Source organism: Streptomyces sp. NBC_00829 (assembly GCF_045161795.1).
Classification (GTDB): domain Bacteria; phylum Actinomycetota; class Actinomycetes; order Streptomycetales; family Streptomycetaceae; genus Streptomyces.
Window position 1 is genome coordinate 6,069,393 of the sequence record NZ_CP108867.1, and the last position, 23,708, is coordinate 6,093,100.

Annotated in this window: 23 protein-coding genes and 1 riboswitch; of the genes, 10 read left to right on the forward strand and 13 right to left on the reverse strand. The window is 70.6% G+C overall.

Features of this window, described 5'->3' with window-relative positions:
* Positions 1-40 precede the first annotated feature (40 nt).
* The 3 genes from OG293_RS26950 (at position 41) to OG293_RS26960 (ending at position 2,381) form a co-directional block, all read left to right on the forward strand.
* The gene (locus tag OG293_RS26950) at positions 41-502 is read left to right on the forward strand and encodes a DUF5304 domain-containing protein (RefSeq protein ID WP_406001360.1); all 462 of its coding nucleotides are present in this window, start codon (positions 41-43) and stop codon (positions 500-502) included.
* Between the two features lie 65 nt (positions 503-567).
* The gene (locus OG293_RS26955) at positions 568-1,509 is read left to right on the forward strand and encodes an ROK family glucokinase (RefSeq protein WP_406001361.1); all 942 of its coding nucleotides are present in this window, start codon (positions 568-570) and stop codon (positions 1,507-1,509) included.
* A 119-nt stretch (positions 1,510-1,628) separates the two neighbouring features.
* Positions 1,629-2,381: an endonuclease/exonuclease/phosphatase family protein gene (locus OG293_RS26960; protein ID WP_406001362.1), complete on the forward strand. Its 753-nt coding sequence runs from the start codon at positions 1,629-1,631 to the stop codon at positions 2,379-2,381.
* Between the two features lie 17 nt (positions 2,382-2,398).
* On the opposite strand, the gene OG293_RS26965 is transcribed toward OG293_RS26960, so the two are convergent.
* Together OG293_RS26965 and OG293_RS26970 are read right to left on the reverse strand one after the other, a co-directional pair.
* The gene (locus OG293_RS26965; RefSeq protein WP_406001363.1) at positions 2,399-2,989 is read right to left on the reverse strand and encodes a hypothetical protein; all 591 of its coding nucleotides are present in this window, start codon (positions 2,987-2,989) and stop codon (positions 2,399-2,401) included.
* Complete coding sequence (locus tag OG293_RS26970; RefSeq protein WP_406001364.1) at positions 2,982-3,761, reverse strand: alpha/beta hydrolase; 780 nt, start codon at positions 3,759-3,761, stop codon at positions 2,982-2,984. Before OG293_RS26970 ends, OG293_RS26965 begins: the two co-directional genes overlap by 8 nt.
* Positions 3,762-4,040: 279 nt before the next feature.
* On the opposite strand from OG293_RS26970, the gene OG293_RS26975 reads away from it, so the two are divergent.
* The 4 genes from OG293_RS26975 (at position 4,041) to OG293_RS26990 (ending at position 7,893) form a co-directional block, all read left to right on the forward strand.
* Positions 4,041-4,808, forward strand: a complete 768-nt coding sequence (locus OG293_RS26975) for a lysophospholipid acyltransferase family protein (RefSeq protein WP_406003723.1) — start codon at positions 4,041-4,043, stop codon at positions 4,806-4,808.
* A 28-nt stretch (positions 4,809-4,836) separates the two neighbouring features.
* Positions 4,837-6,048 (forward strand): MacS family sensor histidine kinase, encoded by a 1,212-nt coding sequence (gene macS, locus OG293_RS26980; RefSeq protein ID WP_406001365.1) that lies wholly within the window; start codon positions 4,837-4,839, stop codon positions 6,046-6,048.
* The gene (locus tag OG293_RS26985) at positions 6,045-6,719 is read left to right on the forward strand and encodes a response regulator (RefSeq protein WP_406001366.1); all 675 of its coding nucleotides are present in this window, start codon (positions 6,045-6,047) and stop codon (positions 6,717-6,719) included. The genes macS and OG293_RS26985 overlap by 4 nt, the downstream gene beginning before the upstream one ends.
* 145 nt (positions 6,720-6,864) lie before the next feature.
* A complete protein-coding gene (locus tag OG293_RS26990) occupies positions 6,865-7,893 on the forward strand; it encodes a 6-phosphofructokinase (RefSeq protein WP_406001367.1) in 1,029 nt (342 codons plus the stop codon).
* A gap of 91 nt (positions 7,894-7,984) precedes the next feature.
* Here the strand turns inward: OG293_RS26990 and OG293_RS26995 are convergent, their stop codons facing one another.
* The 4 genes from OG293_RS26995 to OG293_RS27010 all read right to left on the reverse strand — a co-directional run bounded on the left by OG293_RS26995 (position 7,985) and on the right by OG293_RS27010 (position 14,485).
* A complete protein-coding gene (locus OG293_RS26995) occupies positions 7,985-9,847 on the reverse strand; it encodes an anthranilate synthase family protein (protein WP_406001368.1) in 1,863 nt (620 codons plus the stop codon).
* 101 nt (positions 9,848-9,948) lie between these two features.
* Entirely contained in the window at positions 9,949-10,005 is a 57-nt protein-coding gene (locus OG293_RS27000; RefSeq protein ID WP_406003724.1) for a trp operon leader peptide, read from the reverse strand.
* 106 nt (positions 10,006-10,111) lie between these two features.
* The gene (locus OG293_RS27005; RefSeq protein WP_405997214.1) at positions 10,112-11,554 is read right to left on the reverse strand and encodes an NF041680 family putative transposase; all 1,443 of its coding nucleotides are present in this window, start codon (positions 11,552-11,554) and stop codon (positions 10,112-10,114) included.
* A 132-nt stretch (positions 11,555-11,686) separates the two neighbouring features.
* Positions 11,687-14,485: an N-acetylmuramoyl-L-alanine amidase gene (locus tag OG293_RS27010; RefSeq protein WP_406001369.1), complete on the reverse strand. Its 2,799-nt coding sequence runs from the start codon at positions 14,483-14,485 to the stop codon at positions 11,687-11,689.
* Between the two features lie 216 nt (positions 14,486-14,701).
* Here OG293_RS27010 and OG293_RS27015 point away from each other — a divergent pair, with 216 nt between their 5' ends.
* Positions 14,702-16,054, forward strand: a complete 1,353-nt coding sequence (locus tag OG293_RS27015; RefSeq protein ID WP_406001370.1) for a class II 3-deoxy-7-phosphoheptulonate synthase — start codon at positions 14,702-14,704, stop codon at positions 16,052-16,054.
* Positions 16,055-16,203: 149 nt separating this feature from the next.
* Positions 16,204-16,470 carry a bacterioferritin-associated ferredoxin gene (locus OG293_RS27020; RefSeq protein WP_406001371.1) on the forward strand — a complete coding sequence of 89 codons (267 nt, stop codon included), beginning with the start codon at positions 16,204-16,206 and terminating at the stop codon, positions 16,468-16,470.
* Between the two features lie 22 nt (positions 16,471-16,492).
* On the opposite strand, the gene bfr is transcribed toward OG293_RS27020, so the two are convergent.
* Complete coding sequence (bfr, locus tag OG293_RS27025; protein ID WP_406001372.1) at positions 16,493-16,972, reverse strand: bacterioferritin; 480 nt, start codon at positions 16,970-16,972, stop codon at positions 16,493-16,495.
* 155 nt (positions 16,973-17,127) lie between these two features.
* On the opposite strand from bfr, the gene OG293_RS27030 reads away from it, so the two are divergent.
* Entirely contained in the window at positions 17,128-17,760 is a 633-nt protein-coding gene (locus tag OG293_RS27030; protein ID WP_406001373.1) for a sulfite oxidase-like oxidoreductase, read from the forward strand.
* Positions 17,761-17,779: 19 nt separating this feature from the next.
* Here the strand turns inward: OG293_RS27030 and OG293_RS27035 are convergent, their stop codons facing one another.
* The 6 genes from OG293_RS27035 to thiO form a co-directional block, all read right to left on the reverse strand.
* The gene (locus tag OG293_RS27035) at positions 17,780-18,271 is read right to left on the reverse strand and encodes a DUF4396 domain-containing protein (protein ID WP_406001374.1); all 492 of its coding nucleotides are present in this window, start codon (positions 18,269-18,271) and stop codon (positions 17,780-17,782) included.
* An 82-nt stretch (positions 18,272-18,353) separates the two neighbouring features.
* The gene (locus tag OG293_RS27040; RefSeq protein WP_406001375.1) at positions 18,354-19,202 is read right to left on the reverse strand and encodes a deoxyribonuclease IV; all 849 of its coding nucleotides are present in this window, start codon (positions 19,200-19,202) and stop codon (positions 18,354-18,356) included.
* 5 nt (positions 19,203-19,207) lie between these two features.
* The gene (pknB, locus tag OG293_RS27045; RefSeq protein WP_406001376.1) at positions 19,208-21,157 is read right to left on the reverse strand and encodes a Stk1 family PASTA domain-containing Ser/Thr kinase; all 1,950 of its coding nucleotides are present in this window, start codon (positions 21,155-21,157) and stop codon (positions 19,208-19,210) included.
* A gap of 151 nt (positions 21,158-21,308) precedes the next feature.
* Positions 21,309-22,103, reverse strand: coding sequence for a thiazole synthase (locus OG293_RS27050; RefSeq protein WP_406001377.1), 795 nt, complete (start codon positions 22,101-22,103; stop codon positions 21,309-21,311).
* A 5-nt stretch (positions 22,104-22,108) separates the two neighbouring features.
* On the reverse strand, positions 22,109-22,309 hold the full coding sequence (gene thiS, locus OG293_RS27055) for a sulfur carrier protein ThiS (protein ID WP_406001378.1): 201 nt from the start codon (positions 22,307-22,309) through the stop codon (positions 22,109-22,111).
* On the reverse strand, positions 22,306-23,562 hold the full coding sequence (gene thiO / locus OG293_RS27060; RefSeq protein ID WP_406001379.1) for a glycine oxidase ThiO: 1,257 nt from the start codon (positions 23,560-23,562) through the stop codon (positions 22,306-22,308). The genes thiS and thiO overlap by 4 nt, the downstream gene beginning before the upstream one ends.
* Positions 23,560-23,671: riboswitch (TPP riboswitch) on the reverse strand. It overlaps the preceding gene by 3 nt.
* Positions 23,672-23,708: the final 37 nt, after the last annotated feature.

Here is a 23,708-nt window from a genome sequence, read left to right on the forward strand (position 1 = left end):
TCGAGCGTACAAACCCTCAGTCCTGCCGCAGGAGTACGCCATGAGCGATGCCACCGAGCGTCCCGTCGACGACGACGCCTGGGCGAGCGCGTGCGCCGAGGACCTGGAGGCGGAGAAGGCACGCCGCCGCGCCCAGTACGGGACGCCGCCCGGCTCCGCCGCCGAGGAGCTGCGCAGGCTCCTCGACGCCGTCGCCGACAAGGTCTCCTCGTTCCAGACGTCGGTGCCCGGCATTGCCGCGCAGAGCGCCGTCCAGCAGCTGGTCAGCCAGGCGAAGTCCGCCGTCGAGCCGGTCATCGAGCGCAACCCGGAGATCTTCGACCATCTCGCGGCCGCCGGTGGTGAGCTCCTCGCCGCCTATCGATCAGCCGTCGAGGGCCATGAGCGACGCTGGGCCCAGAGGCCGTACGACTCCGCGGGCGGCACGTCCGGAACCTCCGAGGACGGCAGCGACCCGCGCGACGAGGGCCCTGGGGCGAGCGAGCACATCGACCTGGACTGAGCCGGGGCGTGCTCGCCCTCGGGTACGGTTGGCTTAGCGGGGCTCGACCGAATACTGAGGGACACATGGGACTCACCATCGGCGTCGACATCGGCGGCACGAAGATCGCGGCGGGCGTCGTCGACGAAGAGGGCACCATCATCGAGACGGCAACGGTGCCCACCCCGTCGACCCCCGAAGGCATCGTGGACGCGATCTCCTCCGCCGTGGCCGGAGCCGGCAAGGGGCACGACATCGAGGCCGTCGGCATCGGCGCCGCCGGATACGTCGACGACAAACGTGCCACCGTCCTGTTCGCACCGAACATCCACTGGCGCCACGAACCCCTGAAGGACAAGGTCGAGCAGCGCGTCGGCCTCCCGGTCGTCGTCGAGAACGACGCGAACGCCGCGGCCTGGGGCGAGTACCGCTTCGGCGCCGGCCAGGGACACGAGGACGTCATCTGCATCACGCTCGGCACCGGACTGGGCGGCGGCATCATCATCGGCAACAAGCTGCGTCGCGGACGCTTCGGCGTGGCCGCGGAGTTCGGCCACATCCGGGTGGTCCCGGACGGCCTGCTGTGCGGCTGCGGCAGCCAGGGCTGCTGGGAGCAGTACGCCTCGGGGCGCGCCCTCGTGCGGTACGCCAAGCAGCGAGCCAACGCCACCCCCGAGAACGCCGAGGTGCTGCTCGCCCTCGGTGACGGCACCGTCGAGGGCATCGAGGGCAAGCACATCTCTTCGGCCGCCCGGCAGGGTGACCCGGTCGCGATCGACTCGTTCCGCGAGCTGGCGCGCTGGGCCGGCGCCGGTCTGGCCGACCTGGCCTCGCTCTTCGACCCGTCCGCGTTCATCGTCGGCGGCGGGGTCTCGGACGAGGGCGAACTGGTCCTCGACCCGATCCGCAAGTCCTTCCGGCGCTGGCTGATCGGCGGAGAGTGGCGCCCGCACGCGCAGGTCCTGGCGGCGCAACTGGGCGGCAGGGCCGGTCTGGTGGGCGCGGCGGACCTGGCCCGCCAGGGTTAGCCCGAGCTGATACCCGGCCGTCACCGGTCGCCGGAGGGGTCTCGAAGCACCTCCGGCGGCCGGGGCCGGGCCGCGGCGCGGAGCCGCCGAAAAGCCCCGTACTGTCGTATCTTGACCGCATGGCGATCACCGCGCTGCCCAACTCCCGCACCGAGCCGGACGGTTCGGCCGTGATCCGGGTCCTCAGCTACAACATCCGCTCGATGCGCGACGACGAGGACGCCCTCGCCCGGGTGATCCGTGCCTGCAAGCCCGATCTGGTCTTCGTCCAGGAGGCCCCGCGCTTCTTCCGCTGGCGCAAGCACGCCGCACGGCTTGCCTCCAAGAGCGAGCTGGTGGTGCTGACCGGCGGGGCGCCCACCACAGGACCGCTGCTGATGTGCTCGCTGCGCGCGACCGTCGAGCGGACCGAGGACGTGCTGCTGCCGCTCACCCCGGGACTGCACCGCCGGGGCTTCGCCACCGCGGTGGTACGGATCGCGGGCGCCCGGATCGGTCTGCTCAGCTGCCATCTGAGCCTGCGCGCCGACGAACGCTACACGCAGGCGGGAATGGTGCTGGAGCGGATGCGCGCGATGGACGTGCCGTACAAAATCGCGGCGGGCGACCTCAACGACCGGCCGGCCGGCCGCAGCTTCCGCAGGCTCACCACGGAGCTCCAGGACTGCTGGGCGGTCGCGCCCTGGGGCGGCGAGAACACCTGGAAGCAGGACGACCCGCACAAGCGGATCGACGCGATCTTCGCCACTCGGAGCGTGGAGGTACTGGGCTGCGGTGTCCCGCTGGAGCTCCCCGGCATCACCGCGGCCGATCTTCGGGCGGCCACCGATCATCTTCCGGTGCTGGCCGCGCTGCGGATGCCCGCGCTCTGACCCCCGCCGCCCCGCAACTACACCACCGCGCCACGGCCCGGGTCGTCGTCCTCGTCGTCGCCTTGCGTCATCCGGGCCACCAGGGTGACGAAGCCGCCCAGGAAGCCGCCGACGCAGAGCGTGGTCAGCCACCAGGTCATGTCCCACTGGAGCAGCACCGCGACCAGCATCAGCACCGGCCCGCCGACCACGGCGAGCCAGGCGAACCGGGCCGTGACATCCGCCTCGGGCAGCGGCGGCGGCTCCGGCGGCACGAAGTGGCCCTCGTCGTCGTCGCTGTCGTCGACATCGTCACCGGGCTCGCTCACCGCGTAGTCCCGCGGACCGCCGACGCCCGGCGCGAACGTGATGGAGCTGCCCAGCGCGGGCCTGTCCGCCTCCCCTTCCCCCTCCGGATCCGCCTCGGGATCGGGCTCCTGCCCGCCCGTCCGGTCCTTCGGTGTCTCGTTCACCTCGCTCTCCAGCAGGGCGAGATCCTCCACCGACTTGAACGGCTTGGCACCCGGCGGGTCGGCCGGCTCCTCGCCGTACCCGGCGACGATGGCCGCCCAGGCGGCCTCCTCGTCGATCGGCTGCGGCTCGCGGTCCGCGTCGTGCTGCTCAGCCACCGGTCGTGCTCCCCTTCTTCCCGACACTCGGAGCGAGCCGGCCGATGAACGCGTAACTCTCCTCGAAAACCCGCTCCGCATCGTGGTCCAACGTCGCCACGTGGTAGCTCTGTTCCAGCAGGATCTCGGTGACGTCCGTGGAGGAGACCCGGCTGAGGACCCGGGCCGAGTCCACCGGCGGGACCACATGGTCCTGGGGGCTGTGCAGCAGCATCATCGGCTGGGTGACCTGCGGCAGCTCGCCGTCGACCAGCCGGAGGAAGTTCCGCAGGGAGTGCGCGGCGTGCAGCGGGACGCGGTCGTACCCGACCTCCTCGGCACCTTCGAGGGCGATGTCGCTGGCCACGCCCTTGGTCGTGCGCACGAGGTGACGGGCGACCGGCAGGGCGTATGCCGAGAGGCCGTGGACCTTGTTCGCCGGGTTCACCACGACGATGCCGCTCACCGTGTCGCCGTGCTTCGCGGCCAGCCGCAGCGTGAGCGCGCCGCCCATCGAGAGGCCGAAGACGAAGACCTGGCTGCACCGCTCCCGCAGCAGGCGCAGTTCGCGGTCCACCTCCGCGTACCAGTCCTGCCAGCCGGTGAGCTGCATGTCCTGCCAGCGGGTGCCGTGCCCGGGGAGCAGCGGCAGGGACACCGTCAGCCCCCGCTCGGCCAGATACTCGGCCCAGGGGCGCAGTGACTGGGGGGAACCGGTGAATCCGTGACAGAGAAGGACGCCGACCTCTCCGCCTTCGTGGCGGAACGGCTCGGCTCCAGGAAGGACCGGCACCGGGGTCTCCTGTTCGTGAGGGTCTGACTCGTCAGATGCGAAGGTGTACTTCACCGTACGCGACCGGACTGACACCGACCAGATCCGCAGAGCACCCGGCGTGCACCGGGCGCGCGCCCGCCACGCGCCCGGCGCGGACCCGCCACGGTCGCCGGGCGACCGCGCCCGCCACGCGCCTGACGCGTGACCGGCACCGACCGGAGCGGGAACCCCGGGCCCCCCACGGGTTAAGGTCTGTTCGACAGCACACAGGAGGCATTCGAGTTGATCTACGGCGCCATGAAGTTCTCCCTCGGAGGCTCGCTGAAGCTTGCCTTCAGGCCCTGGGTGGAGGGTCTTGAGAACATTCCCGCCGAGGGACCCGCGATCCTCGCGAGCAACCACTTGTCCTTCTCGGACTCGTTCTTCCTCCCGGCGGTCCTCGACCGCAAGGTCACGTTCATCGCCAAGGCGGAGTACTTCACCTCGCCCGGTGTCAAGGGCAAGCTCACCGCCGCCTTCTTCAAGGGCGTCGGGCAGCTCCCGGTGGACCGGTCCGGCGCACGCGGCGCCGGTGAGGCGGCGATCAAGGCCGGCATCGACGTCATCGAGGGCGGCGGTCTCTTCGGTATCTACCCGGAGGGCACCCGCTCCCCGGACGGCCGCCTCTACCGCGGCAAGCCCGGTGGCCTCGCGCGCGTGGCGCTGGCCACCGGCGCTCCCGTCATCCCGGTCGCGATGATCGACACCGAGAAGATCCAGCCGCCCGGCAAGGTGGTCCCCAAGCTGATGCGCCCGGGGATCCGGATCGGCAAGCCGCTCGACTTCAGCCGCTATCACGGCATGGAGAGCGACCGGTTCATCCTGCGGTCGGTGACCGACGAGGTCATGTACGAGATCATGAAGCTTTCGGGCCAGGAGTACGTCGACATCTACGCGACCGCGGCCAAGCGCCAGATCGCGGAGGCGGAGAAAGCCGAGAAGGCGGCGGCGAAGGCGGCCGAGAAGGCCTCGGGGAGCGCCGGGGATGCCGGCACGGCAAAGACGACGGACCGGCCGGCCGCGTAGCCGCGCCGTCGGTCGTGGGGTGGGGGAGATGGCCAAGCGCGAGCGTGTCGTGCGGATGTCGGTCGAGCTGCCGCTGTGGCGTGCGCTGACCGCCTACCGCGTTCTGACCATGACGTACGCGGTGCTGCTGTTCGTCTTCACCCGCGGCAAGTTCGAGCGCCCCTGGGTGGCGGTCGCCTTCCTGGCGGTGATGAGCGTGTGGACGCTGATCACGCTGCCGAAGGTGGCCAACGCGGCCCGCTGCACCAAGCGCTTCCTCGTCGCGGACCTCACCATCGCGCTGACCGGAATCCTGCTCACCCCGCTCGCCGACGCGCAGGCCCAGTCGGTCGACGGGCCCACCCTGCCGTCGATATGGACCGCCGGGTCCGTCCTCGCCTTCGCCATCAAGGGCGGCTGGCGCTGGGCGGCCTTCGCCTCGTCCTTGGTCGCCGTCGCCAACATCGTCGAGCGCGGCCACCCCAGCCGGGACACGTTCCACAACGTGCTGCTGGTCTGGATCGCCTCCATCGCCATCGGCTATGTCGTCGAGGTCGCACGCGCCTCCGAGCGCACCCTGGCCCGCGCCCTGGAGATCGAGGCGGCCACCCGCGAGCGCGAGCGGCTGGCCCGGGACATCCACGACAGCGTGCTCCAGGTGCTGGCGATGGTGCAGCGGCGCGGTACGGAGCTGGGCGGCGAGGCGGCTGAGCTGGGCCGGATGGCGGGGGAGCAGGAGGTCGCCCTGCGCACCCTCGTCTCCAGCGGTCTGGTGCAAACGACACGGGCCTCGGAGGACGTGGCGCAGGGTGCCGTGATCCGGAGCGTCGACGTCGAGGACGAACCGTCCGGCGAGCCTGGGGTCCACGATCTGCGGTCGCTGCTCGCCCGGCACGCCGGGTCGAGGGTGACGTTCTCGGAGCCGGGTGCTCCGGTGCTCCTTCCCGCTGCCGCGGCCACCGAGCTGGCCGCGGCTGTCAGTGCCGCACTGGACAATGTCACCAGACATGCGGGGGCGGCGGCGCAGGCCTGGATCCTGGTCGAGGACTGGCCGGACGAGGTGGTGGTGACGGTGCGGGACGACGGGCCGGGCATTCCCGAGGGCAGGCTGGCGCAGGCGGAGGGGGAGGGGCGGCTCGGAGTCGCCCTCTCGATCCGGGGGCGGCTGCGGGACCTGGGCGGCTCGGCCGAGCTGATCTCGATCCCGGGCCAGGGGACGGAAGTCGAGCTGAAGGTTCCACGGGGGAAGGCAGGAAAATGACGGACCAGCAGACGATCAAGGTGATGGTCGTCGACGACCACCCGATGTGGCGGGACGCGGTCGCACGTGACCTGGGCGCGGCCGGTTTCGAGGTGGTGGCCACGGCCGGGGACGGCCCGCAGGCGGTGCGCCGGGCGAGAGCCGTCACCCCCGACGTCCTCGTCCTCGACCTCAATCTCCCCGGGATGCCCGGCGTCCAGGTGTGCAAGGAGCTCGTCGGCTCCCGTCCCGCTCTTAGGGTCCTGGTGCTGTCCGCGAGCGGTGAGCACGCGGACGTCCTGGAGGCGGTGAAGTCCGGCGCGACAGGCTATCTGCTCAAGTCCGCGAGCACGGAGGAGCTGACCGACGCGGTGCGGCGCACCGCAGTCGGCGATCCGGTGTTCACGCCGGGCCTCGCGGGTCTGGTGCTCGGCGAGTACCGGCGGCTCGCGTCCGAGCCCGCACCGGCGGCCGGAGCGGACGAGCCGAATGCCCCTCGGCTGACCGAGCGCGAGACCGAGGTGCTGCGGCTGGTCGCCAAGGGCCTGTCGTACAAGCAGATCGCCGAGCGTCTGGTCATCTCGCACCGCACCGTCCAGAACCATGTGCAGAACACCCTCGGCAAGCTCCAGTTGCACAATCGCGTGGAGCTCGTGCGGTACGCCATCGAGCGCGGCCTCGACGACGAGTAATCCTTCGGCCTTATACCCGTATGAGTGAAAAACGGGCGTCAACCACCGCATGACGCACGGGTATTGACCTTTCGCCCCATCCCGAAGTGACCTGGATCACCATTAGCGTGGCGGTCATTCGGCTCACCAGCGAAGGGAAGTTTCCATGCGCGTCGGAGTACTGACCGGGGGCGGCGACTGCCCCGGGCTCAACGCGGTCATCCGTGGCGTCGTCCGCAAGGGCGTGCAGGAGTACGGCTATGAATTCGTGGGCTACCGCGACGGCTGGCGCGGACCGCTCGAAGGCGACTCGATTCCGCTCGGCATCCCCGCCGTCCGCGGCATCCTGCCCCGCGGCGGCACCATTCTCGGCTCTTCGCGCACCAACCCGCTGAAGGCGGAGAACGGCATCCGCCGCATCAAGGACAACCTCGCCAAGCACGAGGTGGACGCTCTGATCGCCATCGGCGGCGAGGACACCCTCGGCGTCGCGGCCCGGCTGCACGACGAGTACGGCATCAACTGCGTCGGCGTGCCCAAGACCATCGACAACGACCTGTCCGCCACCGACTACACCTTCGGCTTCGACACCGCGGTCGGCATCGCCACCGAGGCCATCGACCGGCTCCACACCACCGCCGAATCGCATATGCGCGTCCTGGTGGTGGAGGTGATGGGGCGGCACGCGGGCTGGATCGCCCTGCACTCCGGACTGGCCGGCGGCGCCAACGTCATCCTCATCCCCGAGCAGCGCTTCGACATCGACCAGGTCTGCGCCTGGGTGACCTCACGTTTCAAGGCCAGTTACGCCCCGATCGTCGTCGTCGCCGAGGGCGCGATGCCCAAGGACGGCGATGCGGTCCTCAAGGACGGCACACTCGACTCGTTCGGCCATGTGCGGCTCTCCGGCGTCGGCGAGTGGCTGGCCAAGGAGATCGAGAAGCGGACCGGCAAGGAGGCCCGCACCACCGTCCTCGGACACGTCCAGCGCGGTGGCACCCCCAGCGCGTTCGACCGCTGGCTCGCCACCCGGTTCGGACTGCACGCCATCGACGCGGTGCGGGACGGCGACTTCGGCAAGATGGTGGCGCTCCAGGGCACGGACATCGTGCGCGTGCCGATCGCCGAGGCGACGGCCAGGCTGAAGACGGTCGACCCCAAGCTGTACGAGGAGGTCGGCGTCTTCTTCGGCTGACCGATTGTCACGGCAAGTCCGGGCTGTGGGCCGTGCTACTCGCCATATCCGGCCCACAGCTCATGTTCCGGGCCCGCTGCCCCGGCCGGTCTCAGCCGACCAGGACGCCCGCCATCAGCGCCGCGGTGAGCGCCGCCCCGTTCGTCGTGAGCACCGACTCCGGATGGAACTGCACCGACGCGAATCCCGGACCGCGCAGAGCATGCACATCACCGGCCGCGTCGCGGCTCACCTCGATACGCCGCACGGCCAGCTCTGCCGCGGTCCGCTCGTCGCAGCGCGCCGTGAAGCTGTTGTAGAAGCCCACGGTCTCCTCGTGTCCGAAGAGGTCGATCCGCTCCTGCGCCCCCTGATACGGCGCGTCCTTCCGTACGATCTCCAGGCCCAGCTCGGCGGCGAACAGCTCGTGCCCGAGGCAGACACCGAGCAGCCCATGACGGTGCTCCCGCAGCAGATCGGCGGCGAGCCCCCGCAGCAGGCGCATCTTCGGATCGGCGGAATCCGCGGGATTGCCCGGCCCGGGACCGAGCACCACCAGGCCCGCGTGCGCCGACGCCGCCTCCCGCAGACCCGGCTCGTCGTACCGGCGCACGGTCACCTCCAGGCCCGTCGAGCGCAGCAGATGCGCCAGCATCGCCGTGAAGGTGTCCTCGCCGTCGACGACCAGCGCATGACCGGAGAGCTGCTCGGACCGCTCCTGCATCCGCAGCCAGAAGGGCGCGAGGTCGGCGCGGCGGGCATCGAGCGCGGCCCGCACCCGCGGGTCGTCGCCGAGCCGCGGGCGCTCGGCGTCCTCGGCCGGCCGGCCGGGACGCACCCCCAGCGCCGCCAGCACACCGGCCGCCTTGGCGTGTGTTTCGGCGACCTCCCCCACCGGGTCGGAGTGGCGGACCAGGGTCGCCCCCACCGGCACCCGCAGGCGGCCCTCGGCGTCGATGTCGGCGGTACGGATCAGAATGGGTGAGTCGAGCGTCTGCGCGCCGCCCACGTCCGTGCCGATCAGGGCGAGGGCGCCCGCGTAGTACCCGCGTCCGCCCACCTCGTGGCGCTCGATGACGCGGCAGGCGTTCTGGACGGGGGAGCCGGTGACCGTCGCCGCGAACATCGTCTCCTTCAGCACCTCCCGTACATCCAGCGAGCTTCTTCCCCGCAACTCGTATTCGGTGTGCGCGAGATGGGCCATCTCCTTCAGCCGTGGCCCGATGACGACGCCGCCCATATCCCCGACGGTGCACATCATCTTCAGCTCCTCGTCGACGACCATGGAGAGCTCCTCGCGCTCCTTGCGGTCGTCGAGGAAGTCGAGCAGCGCCTCGGGGGTCGGGCCCTCGGGCGGATAGCGGAAGGTCCCGCTGATCGGATTCATCACCACCGTGCCGCCGCTCATCCGGACATGGGCCTCGGGGCTGGCTCCCACGAGCGTCCGGGTGCCGGTGTGCACGACGAAGGTCCAGTACGCACCGCGCTCGGTGGCCAGCAGCCGCCGGAAGAGGGCGAGTGCGTCGGCCCGGCCGAAGCCGGGGACACGGCCGGTGTAGGTACGGCGGATGACGAAGTTCGCGCCTTCGCCCCGGCCGATCTCGTCGTCGATGACGTGCCGGACGATATCCGCGTACTCCTCGTCGCCGACGTCGAAGGCCCCGCCCTCGACCCGTACGTCATGGGCGGGAAGCTGTGCCAGCGCGTCCGTGAGCGGAAGTTCGTACGTCTCGTCGGCGACGAGCACCGCGAGCGGGGTGCCGTCGTCGCGCACGTCGAAGCCGCGCTCCCTGATCTGGCGGAACGGCACCAGGGCGAGCGAGGGGCGGTCCGTGGCGGGAAGGTCGGCGAGGCGCTCGGCCTCGTGCACCGCGCCGATCAGGATCTCGACGGTGTCGTGGTCGTGGCCGGGGGTACGCCTGCGCAGCAGGGCGAAGGGCGGGCAGTCGTCGTCGAGCAGGCGGCTGACGGGCATCGGGGTGTTCCTTCCGAGTGGAGGAACGGCCGCTGTCCCGGACCCGGGAAACACGGAAGGCCGCCCCTCGGGCGGCCTTCGCGGTCTTCGTCGCGCGATTGTCAGTGGGCCGCCGGATCTGCGGTCCACCACCAAGTGCGGGTCATGTGCGCGAACATGACGCCGACCCTAACGCATCCGCCCGCGGCGCCGCAGCACGTCCGGAGTGCGGACGGCCGCGGTGCCGCGGGCCGGGCGGTGTGCCCGACGGGTCTCAGCTTGAAATTAAAGGTTTCCCCTCGGTTCTTCGGGTCGAGGGGTGTCCTTTTTGTGCTGGTGTTTGCCGACGGGGTGTCGGGGGGCGGGGCTGGTGGTGGTGCCCCGTGGGCGGCCTGGGCCGGGGTGGGTGGCTTTCGGCGGTTTCGCGGGAGTGCCCAGGATCTTGCGGATGCGGGGATAGCCGCGGCGGACCCGGCCGGGAGTGAGCTGATCCGATGTGAGTGGCTTCTCCCAGGGCCGGCGCAGATCGCCGGTGAGGGTGCGGGCGAGTCGGAGCTGGGTGTAGGCGGCGAGGATCAGCCAGACCCAGCGGTCGGCCTGAGCGGGGTGACGCAGGCGGGGGCGGGTCATGCCCAGGGCCTGCTTCCAGAACCGGAATGTGTGTTCGATGTCGAATCTTCTCAGGAAGATCCGCCACAGGCGGTCGACGTCGTGAGTGTCGGCGTCGGGGGCCGAGTGCCATAGCCATAGCGGCTTGGGATCGCGGTTGCCGGGCAGGCGCTCGACCGCGAGGTGTACCAGCGTTCCCTCCACGTTGGGCAGGTCACCCGGGTGATCGGCCCAACCGCCCTGGCGGCGTTCGAGTTTGGGGTGCAGGCGTCCCCAGCAGCGGGCGGTCACGGCACCGAACCGGTCATGACGGGTGGTGGACTCCTGGACGGGTGCGGGGTGGGTGGCCGGGTCGGCCAGCCGGAAGGGTGCGCCATGACGCGGTTGGCGGCCTTTGGTGGGTCCCCTGCGGCGCCCTGGCGGGTGGTGCATGACGCGGTCGGCGCGGATCCGCCCGAGCAGCCGGACCGGCTCGTTGCGCAGCAACCACGTCAGCCGCACGATGTCGTAGCCGGCGTCCAGCACGAACAGCACCTCGGGGTCGCCCTCGCGACACTGACCAGCCTCGCGCAGGCGCGTGAGCAGGTTCCGGACCTGGGCGGCGGTGACCTCGGTCAGGTCATCGTCCGGGCCGAGGCGGACCGCGTCCAGCGGCCCGGTCCACGAGGTCCGTCCGCCGCCCAGCGCGGCGGCGACCTGGTAGGGCCAGCCCGGAATCGTCTGCCGAACCCCGTCGCAGCGGCACGGGCGGTGGCAGTGCAGCCGGTCCGGCGAGCACTCCGCGTCCGGGCGCGGCCACGGTGTCACGTCCAGCGCGATCGAGATCTGCCGGTCCGTCCCGCGCGGAAGCTCCAGCCCGGCCAGCGCCAACCGCAGCCGCGACACATCCAGGCGGCCTCGGGCGAGCGCGTCGTACATCGCCCCGTGCCCACGCCGGTGAACTGTCTCAAGCGACAACTCCGGCAGCGACACCACCGGGCCGCCCGCGCACAGCACCGCGTCCGTCAACTCGAACAACGCATCGGCACGGCGGGGCATTGCCGCGTACAACTCCATTCGAAAGGAGGACAGTTCGGCAAGTGCCTGCCGATGAGCGGCTCCAGGGACGACACTCGACACTGACGACCTCCCGGCCCGTTGTGCGACTCGACATCACACAGCGTGAAAGGGAGGTCGTCGCCATGTCCGGCAGATCCCCATGTGAGTGAACGATCCGAACCTCAAACGATCACTGAAGGTTAAATTTCAAGCTCAGACCAGCAGGTTGTAGATCTGCCAGCCCGTGGCGATCTGGACGCGGGCGGCGAACGGCGCGGTGGCGCCGCCGGTGCCCTTGTAGAGCCAGAGCACGCCGGAGGTGTCCCGGGCGATCACATCGGGCTTGCCGTCGCCGGAGAGATCGCTCGGCCCGTTGAGGATGCCGTAGGCCCCCCAGCCGCTGCCGGTCTTCACCCGGGCCGCGTACGGCGCGGTGGCGCTGCCGGTGCCCTTGTAGAGCCAGAGCACGCCGGAGGTGTCCCGGGTGAGCAGATCCGCCTTGCCGTCACCGGTGAGGTCGCCGGTGTCCGTCAGCTGGTTGTAGATCCCCCAGCCGCTGCCGATCTTCACCCTGGCGGCGAAGGGCGTGGCGTTGGTGCCGGTGCCCTTGTAGAGCCAGAGCACGCCGGAGGTGTCCCGGGCGAGCAGATCCGCCCTGCCGTCACCGGTGACGTCCCGCGCGCCGGTCAGCCGGTTGTAGATCCCCCAGCCCGTGCCCACCTCGACGCGCTTGAGGAAGGGGGCGGACGGAACGCCGCTGCCGGGGTAGTACCAGAGCACGCCCGAGGCGTCGCGGGCCACCATGTCGCCGACGGCGTCGGCCCGCAGAGCCGTCATGGAGGTCACCGCGTTGTAGCCCTGCCAGCCGCTGCCGACGCGGAAGCGCGCGAGGTACGGCGCGGTCGCGCTGCCGGTGCCCTGGTACTGCCACAAGACGCCCGAGGCGTCGCGGGCGAGGGTGTTGTACCGGGAAGCGCCCAGGTCGGGGGCGGTGCTGCTGATCTGCTGGACATCGCTCGCCCTGACCCAGGCGATGCGGTGGTTGAAGCGGATCGGGTAGAAGGAGTTGGTTCCCTTGACCAGTGTGCCCCCGGTGTCGAACGCCGAGGAGTAGTAGTCGCCGGTCACCGTCCCCCCGGCCTTGGGGTAGGCCTGCCCGGCGGGGAGGCTGTACTTGGTCAGGGAGGCGGAGTTGTCGGCCTGGACCGCGACACCGGTCCCGGCGTACGCGGCGTCCTCGGGGTAGGTGCGCCCGTAGACGGGGATCGACGCCGCGCCCGCCTTGGCGGTGAGGACGGTCTGCGGGGTCTTGCCGACGGGTGCGGTGAACTGGCCGCCCGGGTTGTGGAACCAGGCCTTCTGCCCGCCGTACCAGATCGCCGTCCAGTCCGTCCGGGCCTCGGCGACGACGAACTCGGCGCCGGCGAGCACCTTGTTCGCCCAGTTCGCCCCTTCGCTCCACAGCACGGTGCCCAGGTACGGGTCGCTCACCGTGGTCGCGCTCGTCGACGGCGAGGTGTACAGGTAGCCGAAGTTCGCGGGCTGGGCGGCGACGGCCTGGCCGCCGTTGGTCAGCTTCGGCTGGTTGGCCGTGGTGAACGGCGGGACGATGCGCACCAGCTGACCGGCCTTGACGGGGCCGCCCGCGCCGTTCGCGCCGGTGGGCGCGCCCATCAGCTTCATGTAGTGGTTCCAGTCCCAGAACGGGCCCGGGTCCCAGTGCTGCGCGCCGACGCCCTTGTCGAGCACGCCCGGCACCTCGTCGTGGCCGATGATGTGCTCGCGGTCCAGCGGGATGCCGAACCTGGCGGCGAGGTACTTCACCAGAGCCGCCGACGACTCGTACTGCGGCTCGGTGTACCAGCTGCCCGCCTTGATGGCGTAGCCCTCGTGCTCGATGCCGATGGCGTGCATGTTCACGGTCTTGTTGGCCGCGTGCCACGATTCGTTCTTGGTCTCCACCATCTGGGTGACCAGGCCGTCGGAGGCGCGGATCAGATAGTGCGCGCTGACGTACGTCGCCGGGTTCTGGAAGGTGGCCAGCGAGTCGGCGTAGCCGCCCTCGGTGTCGTGGATGACGATCTGGCGGATGTCGAAACCACCCGCCGGGCGGCCGGCGATGTTGTAGTTGCCCTGGTCCTTGGCATAGCCGGCCGGTGCGAAGTCGCAGTTCAGGTCGGCCGGGCACTCGGGCGTCGGGACCGCGGAGACGCTCGCGAAGGTCGCGGCCAGCGGCAGCTTCGACGGCTTGACGGGAGTGACCGAGGGGTCGGCCTTCAGCGTGACCCGCTGGCCGTCCGCGGTGAGCTCGCTCTCGCCCGTCCTGATCGATTCGTAGACGCGCGTGGCGAAGAGCTGCGCGCCCTTGGCGTCGGGTGCCTGGCTGAAGCGGGCGACGGCGGGGTACCAGAGGCCCGGGTCGTCCGGCAGCGAACCGGTGGCCTCGCGCTGGTAGTCGGCGAGCAGCGCGGCGCCGGCGCGGATGCTCTGGGCCGCGTCGCTCCGGAGTTCGTCGGCCGGCTTGTCGATGAGCTCGGCCGCCTCGTCCAGCGTGTGCAGCCGGGGGTCGCTCATTTCGACGGCGGCCAGGGTGGACCTGAGAGCCTTGTCGGCGTCGAAGCGCTTCTCGACCGCCGGGTCGCCGCTCTGGTTGAGGTGTGCGAGGCGCTCCTCGGCGGTCGGTTTCTCCATGTCGTCCGGTCTCACCCGGGTCAGGCCCATGACGTTGTACGCGCCGGTCGTGCTCGGCAGGCCGTCGTGGGTCTCCCAGCGTGTCTGCCGGTACGAGACCGCCATCAGCACGCTCTTCGGTACGTCGAACTCCCGCGCCGCGTCCTCGAACCGGGACTGGAGCGTCGCGTTCGGGGCCGCAGCCTTGCCGTCACCGGACGAGCCGAGGAACCCGGGCGACGCCACCGCGATCGTGCCGATCGTGGCGGTGGCGATCACGGCTGCGGCCACGCCGTACAGGAGTACCTTCTTCTTGCGGTCCCTGCGATGCCCGGTTCTCAACGTCCACCCCTGCTCACTGGCCACCCCTGTATCTCGGTCCACGTGTGTATCTCGGTCCACGTGTGAAATGCAGTGACATTAGCATGTACATGGTTGACGTTTGAAAGAAACTGGCATGCGGGTTCCGGGAGCCGGCGCGTTCGTCACCGTGGACGGGGCGTCTCACTTGATGGGCGGTCGGCAGAGCGCCCCCATCCACCCCGTACTGTTGGTGAGGTGACCGTGAACGCAAAGACCACCACTGCCGGTGGCAACACCTGGCGAGACCTGCCCGCGGCGCAGCAGCCCGAGTACCCCGATGCCGAGGCTCTGCGCGATGTGATCGCGGACCTCGAGTCGTATCCGCCGCTCGTCTTCGCGGGCGAGTGCGACATGCTGCGCGCCCGGATGGGAGCCGTCGCCAAGGGCGAGGCGTTCCTGCTCCAGGGCGGCGACTGCGCCGAGGCCTTCGACGCCGTATCCGCCGACCACATCCGCAACAAGCTCAAGACCCTGCTCCAGATGGGCGCGGTGCTCACCTACGCCGCGTCCGTGCCCGTGGTGAAGGTCGGCCGTATCGCGGGCCAGTACTCCAAGCCGCGCTCCAAGCCGACCGAGACCCGCGACGGCGTGACGCTGCCCACCTACCGGGGCGACTCCGTCAACGGCTTCGAGTTCACCGAAGCGGACCGGATCCCGGACCCGGAGCGCCTGAAGAGGATGTACAACGCCTCCTCCGCCACGCTCAACCTGGTGCGCGGCTTCACCACCGGCGGCTACGCCGACCTGCGCCAGGTTCACGCCTGGAACCAGGACTTCGTGAAGTCGTCCCCCTCGGGCCAGCGCTACGAGCAGCTCGCCCGCGAGATCGACAACGCGCTGAACTTCATGAAGGCCTGTGGCACCGACCCGGCCGAGTTCCGCACGGTCGAGTTCTTCTCCTCCCACGAGGCGCTGCTGCTCGACTACGAGTCGGCGCTGACCCGCGTCGACTCCCGTACGGGCCACCTGTACGACGTCTCGGGCCACATGGTCTGGATCGGCGAGCGGACCCGCCAGCTGGACGGGGCGCACATCGAGTTCGCCTCCCGGATCCGCAACCCGATCGGTGTGAAGCTCGGCCCGACGACGACCGTCGACGAGGCGCTGCAGTACATCGAGAAGCTCGACCCCGAGCGGGAGCCGGGCCGCCTCACGTTCGTCGTCCGCATGGGCGCCGACAAGGTCCGGGACAAGCTCCCGGAGCTGGTCGAGAAGGTGACGGCCTCCGGCGCCACGGTGGCCTGGGTGACCGACCCGATGCACGGCAACACCTTCGAGGCGGCCTCCGGCCACAAGACCCGCCGCTTCGACGACGTGCTCGACGAGGTCAAGGGCTTCTTCGAGGTCCACAAGGCGCTGGGCACCCACCCGGGCGGCATCCATGTCGAGCTCACCGGTGACGATGTCACCGAGTGCGTGGGCGGCGGCGACGAGATCTTCGTCGACGACCTGCACCAGCGCTACGAGACGGCCTGCGACCCGCGCCTGAACCGCAGCCAGTCGCTGGACCTGGCCTTCCTGGTCGCCGAGATGTACCGGGACCAGTAGTGACGGATCAATGACAGAGGGGCGCGGATCAATGTGATCCGCGCCCCATCGTCATTTCCGGGGCTTTTGTGCGACCGATCCGGCGGGTAAGGTTAGGTTAGCCTCACCGATCATCGGGAAGGCGTCGCCCATCCGATCCCGCCCGGGAGGTGAACCGCGTGTACGTCTGCTCATGCTTCGGCATCACCGAGAAGCAGGTGAAGGAGCACGCGGATGCCGGCGCCTGCACCCCCCGCCAGATAGCGTCGGTCTCCAAGGCCGGCACCGACTGCGGATCGTGTGTGCGCCGGATTCAGGGCATCCTCGGCCGTGGCGCCTGCCCCCGCCGGGAGCTGCTCGACCAGGGCAGCGGAGCGGCCCTGCTGGCCGCCGCCCCCGAGCCCGGTCGGCGGACCGAGCTCGATGAAGCGGCCTGATCCGGAAGAAGGCCCCGGGGCCTCAGCTCTCCGGCTGCTCGATGAGCTGCGCGATGTACAGCGCCTCACCGAGCTTCTCCACCAGCTCCAGCTGGGTGTCGAGATAGTCGATGTGGTGCTCCTCGTCCTCCAGGATCGACTCGAAGATGTTCGCCGAGGTGATGTCGCCCTTCGCGCGCATCACCTCGATCCCGCGTCGCAGGCGGTCGATCGCCTCCACCTCGACCTGACGGTCGGCCTGGAACATCTCCGTGACGGTCTGGCCGATGCGCACATGGAACAGGCGCTGGTAGTTCGGCAGGCCGTCGAGGAAGAGAATTCTGTCGGTCAGTACTTCGGCGTGCTTCATCTCGTCGAACGACTCGGACCGGGTGTACTTCGCGAGCTTCGTCCAGCCGAAGTTCTCCTGCATCTTCGCGTGCAGGAAGTACTGGTTGATTGCGGTCAATTCGGCGGTCAGCTGCTCATTGAGGAACTCGAGAACCTCGGGGTCGCCCTGCATCGCTGAGGCTCCTTCCGCGCATGTGGCTGGGGCAGGTGCGCGCATCCTCGCACCGAGGCCGGGGAGCGTCCAGTAAGTGCATGCTTAGTAGGAGTTGCCCGAATCGGCCCAGACCTGGTCATGACCACCCTTCGCCGTCTGTCACCATGGATGGCATGGGTCAGCCGGAGAGCCAGGATTACCGCGCACCAGAGGAGTCCGAGCTTCCGCCGGGACAGCGACTGCAGCGTGGCTGGCCCGTCACCCACTACGGCCCGGTACCCAAGTTCAAGCCCGACCGCTGGGAGTTCAGGGTTTTCGGCGCCACGGCGGACGGCGACAAGCGCTGCTGGAACCACGAGGAATTCTCGGCGCTGCCGTTTTCCACGGTCGTCGGCGATCTGCACTGTGTGACGAGGTTCAGCATGGTGGGGGCCGAATGGGGTGGGGTGCCCGCCCGTACGATCCTGGAGCTCGCGCCCCCGGCGCCCGGCGTCACCCATGTCATGATCTGGGCCGAGTACGGCTTCAGCGCCAATCTCCGCCTGTCGGACTTCGACGCGGACCGCACGATCTTCGCGACCCACAAGGACGGTGAACTGCTCACCGCCGAGCACGGCTTTCCGCTGCGGCTGGTCGTGCCGCATCTGTACGCCTGGAAGGGGCCCAAGTGGGTCAGGGGCGTGGAGTACATGACCACCGACCGCCGCGGCTTCTGGGAGGAGCGCGGCTACCACAACCTCGGCGACCCGTGGCGCGAGCAGCGCTACTCCTACCAGGAAGAGCCCGGGGACGGCCCCGAGATCTGAGCCCTGGCCCCCGGCCCGGTCAGTGGTGGGACTGATGCACCACCGCGTGGCCCTTGCCGCGGCCGATCATCCACTTGTTGACGGGTGTGGTGACCACGAAGGCCACCGCGAGCGAGATGGCGAGAGCGGCCCAGAACAGCAGATCCTTCAGCTCGGCGTCCATCGCGTCCGGCCAGAGCGCGATCACGCCGTTGTCGATCAGCTCCATCACGGCGATGGAGAGGGTGTCGGCGGCGAGAGCGACCCGGACGGCGGCCTTGAAGCCGACGCCGGCGCTCAGGACACCACGCAGCGTGAGTGCGTAGCCGAAGAAGAAGGCCAAGATGATCGCGAGGATCACCGTCGGCGCGTTTCCCCAGCCCAGCGCGGTGCCGATGACCATGCCGAGCACCTCGCCGATGGCGCAGCCGGTCAGGCAGTGCAGCGTCGCCCGGGCGGCCACGGACCAGCCGGCTCCGCCGTGGCCCGGGTGGGTGGGGTGAGTGTGCGCGGTGCCGGTGTCGTGCCGCATGAGTAGCCCCCAATGCCGGACAGTGGTCTCTGCTCAATTAGGAGGAACAAAATACCCCGCGGGGGTATTCCTTCGCGGTGTGTCAGCGGAGCTTCTTCAGCCGAGCCACGTCCGCCGCGTACGCCTCCCGGGGACCGGGCGTCTCGATGATCAGCGGGACGCCCTCCGTCGCCGGATGCCGCATCAGCGCTCGGAACGGCTCCTCACCTATGTGACCTGCCCCGATGTTCTCGTGACGGTCCTTGTGCGCACCGACGACATCCTTGGAGTCATTGGCGTGGATCAGCTTGAGCCGGCCCTCGCCGACCGTCTCCACCAGCAGATCCAGGGTCTGTGCCATCCCGTGCGGACCGGTCAGATCGTGGCCGGCCGCGAAGACATGGCAGGTGTCCAGGCATACGCCCAGCTTGGGGTGGGCGTCCAGAGCCTCGAAGTACGGGCCGAAGTCCCAGGTGCGGGAGCAGAGCGAGAAGCCCTGGCCAGCCGTCGACTCCAGCAGCAGGAACGGGTCGTCTTCGTGGGTCAGCTCGTCGAGCAGCGGCAGCATCAGCTCCCGTACCTGCGCCAGCGCCACCTCGCGGGAGCGCCCGCCGGTCGCCGAGCCGGTGTGCACGACCACACCGCGTGCGCCGATCCGGCGGCCCCGGCGCAGCGAGTGCCGCAGCGATTCCACGGACCTCTCGGCGGTCGCCTCGGTGTGCGAGCCGAAGTTGATCAGATACGGGGCGTGGACATACGCCGTGAGCCCGTCGGCGGCGCACCCGGCGCGGAACTGCTCGTCCTGTGCCGGGTCTCCGGCCGGGGTCGCCCAGCCGCGCGGATTGGCGACGAAGACCTGGACGGTCTCGGCCTCCAGCTCACGGGCGTGGGCAAGACCGGTCCTGGCGAGGCCGCCGGCCACGGGGACATGGGCGCCGACGGGGTTGCGCATCAGAGCTAGAGTCCCTTGGTCTTGATGGTGATCGTGCTGCCCTCGGGCGCCTGCTGGCCCGCCGCGACGGACTGGCTCTCGACGGTGTCGCCGAGGAACGGGAAGCTCTTCTCCACCTTGACCTCGAAGCCCGCCTCCTTCAGCCTGCTCGTCGCCTCGTCGGCCTTCTTGCCGACGACATCGGGGACGTCGATCAGCCGCGGGCCCTTGGAGACCGTCAGGGTGATCGTGTCGCCTCGGGCCAACTCGGTGCCTTCGGCCGCGGACTGCCGGGCGACGGAGCCCGCCTCCTCCGGCGAGTTGATCTGCGCGGAGGCGATCTTGACCTCGAACCCGGCGCCCTGGAGCTCGCTGGTGGCGTCGTCCACCGCATGGCCCGTCACATCCGGGACCTCGATCGGCTGACCCTTGCTGACCACGATCGCCACCGCGGAGTCGGGGCTGCGGCGGCTGCCCGCCTCCGGGGCCGTGCTGATGACGGCGCCCTGCTCGACCTCCCCGCTGAACGCCTTGGTGACGACACCGGGCGCCAGACCGACCTTCTTGAGCTCCTGCTCGGCCTTGGCCAGCGGCATTCCCGCCACGTCCGGTACCCGGACGATCTCCGGGCCGCGCGAGACGACGATCGTCACCGAGCCGTTGCCACGGATGCGCTCATTGGTCGCCGGGTCGCTGTTGATGACCAGGCCGCGCTTGACGGTATCGCTGAAGTCGTACCGGACCCTCTTCACATCGAGTCCCGCGTTGGTCAGCCGGGCCGTGGCGTCCTTCTCGCTCTTGCCGATGACTGCGGGGACCCGGGTGAACTGCCCCGAGTTGATGTACCAGACCCCGGCGCCCACGCCGAGCACCAGCAGCACCGCCACCACGGCGGCGATGACACCGCGCCGGGGGAGTGCCGGGCGGCCGGTCCCCGCGGGCCGCTGCGGGGGCTCCGGGGGAGGCATCGTCAGCCGCGCGGTGTGGTTCACCGAGGGCTCCTCGCGGGGCAGTACCCGCGGGATCACGCTGGTGGCGTCGTCCGGGGACACCGGGGAGGCGGGGGCCGGTTCGTCGGCAGAGGCGCCCGCGTCCTGGTGCGCCCGCGGCGGTACGAGGTCCAGCTGCTCGTCGCTGAGCGCCGCGCGGGCCTCGCGGACGTGTGCCAGCAGCGCGACAGCGTCATGAGGACGTACGTCGGGGTTTCGGGCGGTGGCGTTCGCGACCAGCTCGTCCATTTCCACGGCGAGGCCCGGGACGTGCGCTGACGGCGCCGGCAAGTCCTCGTTCAGATGCTGGAAGAGCACCTGCGCGGGCGTGTCCCCGGAGTGCGGCTTGCCGCCGGTCAGCATCTCGTAGAGGACGACACCGCAGGCGTACACATCGGCGCGGGTGTCGGCCGTGCCGTGCTCGATCTGCTCGGGCGCGAGGTAGGAGACCGTGCCGAGCACCGTGCCGGTGGTGCTGGTGACCGAGCCGACGGAGCGGACGAGACCGAAGTCGGCGACCTTGACCCGGCCGTCGTCTCCTATCAGCACGTTCTCCGGCTTCATGTCCCGATGGACGAACCCGGCCCGGTGGGCCGCGCCGAGCGCGGCGAGCACGGGCTCCAGGATGTCGAGCGCCGCCCGGGTCTGGAGCGCGCCACGCTCGCGCAGCACATCGCGCAGGGTGCAGCCCGCGACGTACTCCATGGCCAGATAGACGTACGCGCCCTCGGCGCCCTGGTCGAACACCGCCACCACATTGGGGTGGGCGAGGCGGGCCACGGACTTGGCCTCACGGATGAAGCGCTCCACGAAGGATGCGTCGGTGGCGAGGGCGGGGTGCATCACCTTGAGCGCGAGAACCCTGTCGAGCCGGGTGTCGACGGCCAGGTAGACCGTGGCCATACCGCCGACGGCGATGCGCGCGTCGACGCGGTAGCGGCCGTCGAGCACGTGCCCGACCAGGGGGTCCTTGAGGGTCGTATCCACGCGGGAGATTCTACGAGCCACGGCTGAGGGGGCGGACGTGGTGGGGTGGGACTGGAGCGGTACTGCAGCCGACCTGTGACAGCCGAGCGCCCTCGGGGCCGCCGCCGGACCGCCGGCCGGGCCCCGGCGGGTCGCGCCGGGGCCGCGGGCGTCAGAACGCCGGCCGTTCCGGGTCCAGCACCGCCCGGCCCGCCGCGGGCGACGACGCCTGCGCGAAATGCCGCCGCGGAATCCGCCCCGCCCGCGCCGCCAGCCGCCCCGCCTCCACCGCGTGCCGCATCGCCTCCGCCATCAGTACCGGCTCCTGCGCCCGCGTCACCGCCGATGCCAGCATCACCGCCGCGCACCCCAGCTCCATCGCGAGTGCCGCGTCGGACGCCGTACCGGCCCCCGCGTCCAGAATCACCGGCACGCGCGCGTGCTCCACGATCAGCTGGAAATTGTGCGGGTTGCGGATGCCCAGGCCGGAGCCGATCGGCGACCCCAGCGGCATGATCGCCGCGCAGCCCACGTCCTGGAGCTTTCGCGCGAGGACCGGGTCGTCATTGGTGTACGGCAGCACGGTGAAGCCGTCGTCGACCAGGGTCTCGGCCGCCTCCAGCAGTTCGATCGGATCGGGCAGCAGGGTGCGCTCGTCCGCGACGACCTCCAGCTTGATCCAGTCGGTGCCGAGTGCCTCCCGCGCGAGCCGGGCGGTCAGGACGGCCTCGCCCGCCGTGAAGCAGCCGGCGGTATTGGGCAGCACGCGGATGTTCAGCTTCTCCAGGACGGACAGGACGGAGCCCTGGACGCTCGGGTCGAGTCGGCGCATGGCCACCGTGGTCAGCTCGGTGCCGCTCGCGACGAGGGAGCGTTCGAGTACGTCGAGGCTGGGCACCCCGCCCGTCCCCATGATCAGCCGGGAGTTGAACGTGGTGTCGCCGATGGTGAGGCGGTCGTCGGCCATGGCTGTCAGCCTCCCTGCACTGCGGTGAGAACCTCGACGCGGTCACCCTCGCCGAGCAGGGTTCCGGGCCACTGGCTGCGCGGGACGACCGCCTCGTTGACGGCGGCGGCGACCCCGGACGGGGCGGGCGTGAGGTCCGCCACGAGGGCGTCCAGGGTGGTTCCGGTGGCGAGCTCGCACGCTCGGCCGTTGACGGAGACGTTCATGCGGGCTGCTCCAGGGACACGGGCCGCTCCACGGCTGCGGGCTGCTCCAGGGACACGGGCTGCTCCAGGGCCGCGTGCCGCTCCAGGGCTGTGGGGGAGAAGCGGCGGGGGGTGAAGGCGCGCGCCTCGTCGGGCAGCGCGCCGTCGGCCAGCACGCTCGCCATCACATCGCCGGTGACGGGCGTGAGGAGCACGCCGTTGCGGTAGTGGCCGGTGGCCAGATGCAGGCCGGGCAGCACGGTCGGGCCCAGGAGCGGGGCATTGTCGGGGGAGCCCGGGCGCAGTCCGGCCCGGGTCTCGGTGAGCGGCAGCTCGGTGATGCCGGGCACCAGCTCGTGCGCGTCGCGCAGCAGCTCGTAGACCCCGCCCGCGGTCACGGTCCTGTCCCAGCCGAGCTCCTCGCTCGTCGCGCCGACGACCAGCTCGCCGTTCTCGCGCGGCACCAGATAGACATCGCTGCCGCGCACCACCGCCCGTACGGTCCGGGAGAGGAACGGCGCATACACGGGCGGCACGGTCAGCCGCAGCACCTGACCCTTCACGGGCCGTACCGGAGGCAGCACGTCCGCCGGTACGCCCCCGAGCCTGCCGCTCAGGCTGCCGCCGGCCAGGACGACCTGGTCGGCGGTCAGCCCGGTGCCGTCGGTCAGGACGGCGCCTGCCGCCCGGTCCCGTACCACCGAGAGCCGCTCGGCCCAGTCGCGGTGAAAGACCACCCCCGCGCGTTCGCAGGCCCTCACCAGCGCCGCGGCCAGTCGTCGCGGATCGACCTGGTGGTCTCCGTCGACGCGCAGCCCGCCGCGTACGCCGGGCGCGAGCATGGGCTCCAGGCGCCGGCATTCGCGCCCGGTCAACCACTGGGACTCCAGTCCGGACCGGCGCTGCAGGGCATGAAGCTCGCGCAGGTGCGCTCGGTCGTCGGTGTCCAGGGCCACGGCGAGCGTGCCGCACGCGCGGTAGCCGACGGACCGCCCGCTCGCCTCCTCCAGCTCGGCGACGAACGCCGGATAGCGGCGCGCGGACTCGAGGTTGAGGCCGAGCAGGGTCTGCTCGCCGTAGTGGAGCTCGGTGACCGCGGCGAGCATGCCCGCGGCCACCTGCGCGGCCCCGCCGCCCGGTTCGGGATCCGCGAGCGCGACGCGGAGCCCGCGCTGCGCGGCTCGCCAGGCCGTGACCAGGCCGATGATTCCGCCCCCGATGACGAGGACGTCGGACAGGTCCGGTGATGTGCCGGATGCGCGCGTACGCGACATGGGCTTCCAGCCCCTCCCTTCGCCGGCATGACCCGGATCAGGTTCGTACGGTCGGAGGCCGCCAGCCTCCCTCTCAGCCCGGTGCGTCCGGGCTCCCGCGAGTGCCTTACGGTGGCCACCCTAACCCCAGGCCTCAACTCGCAGTA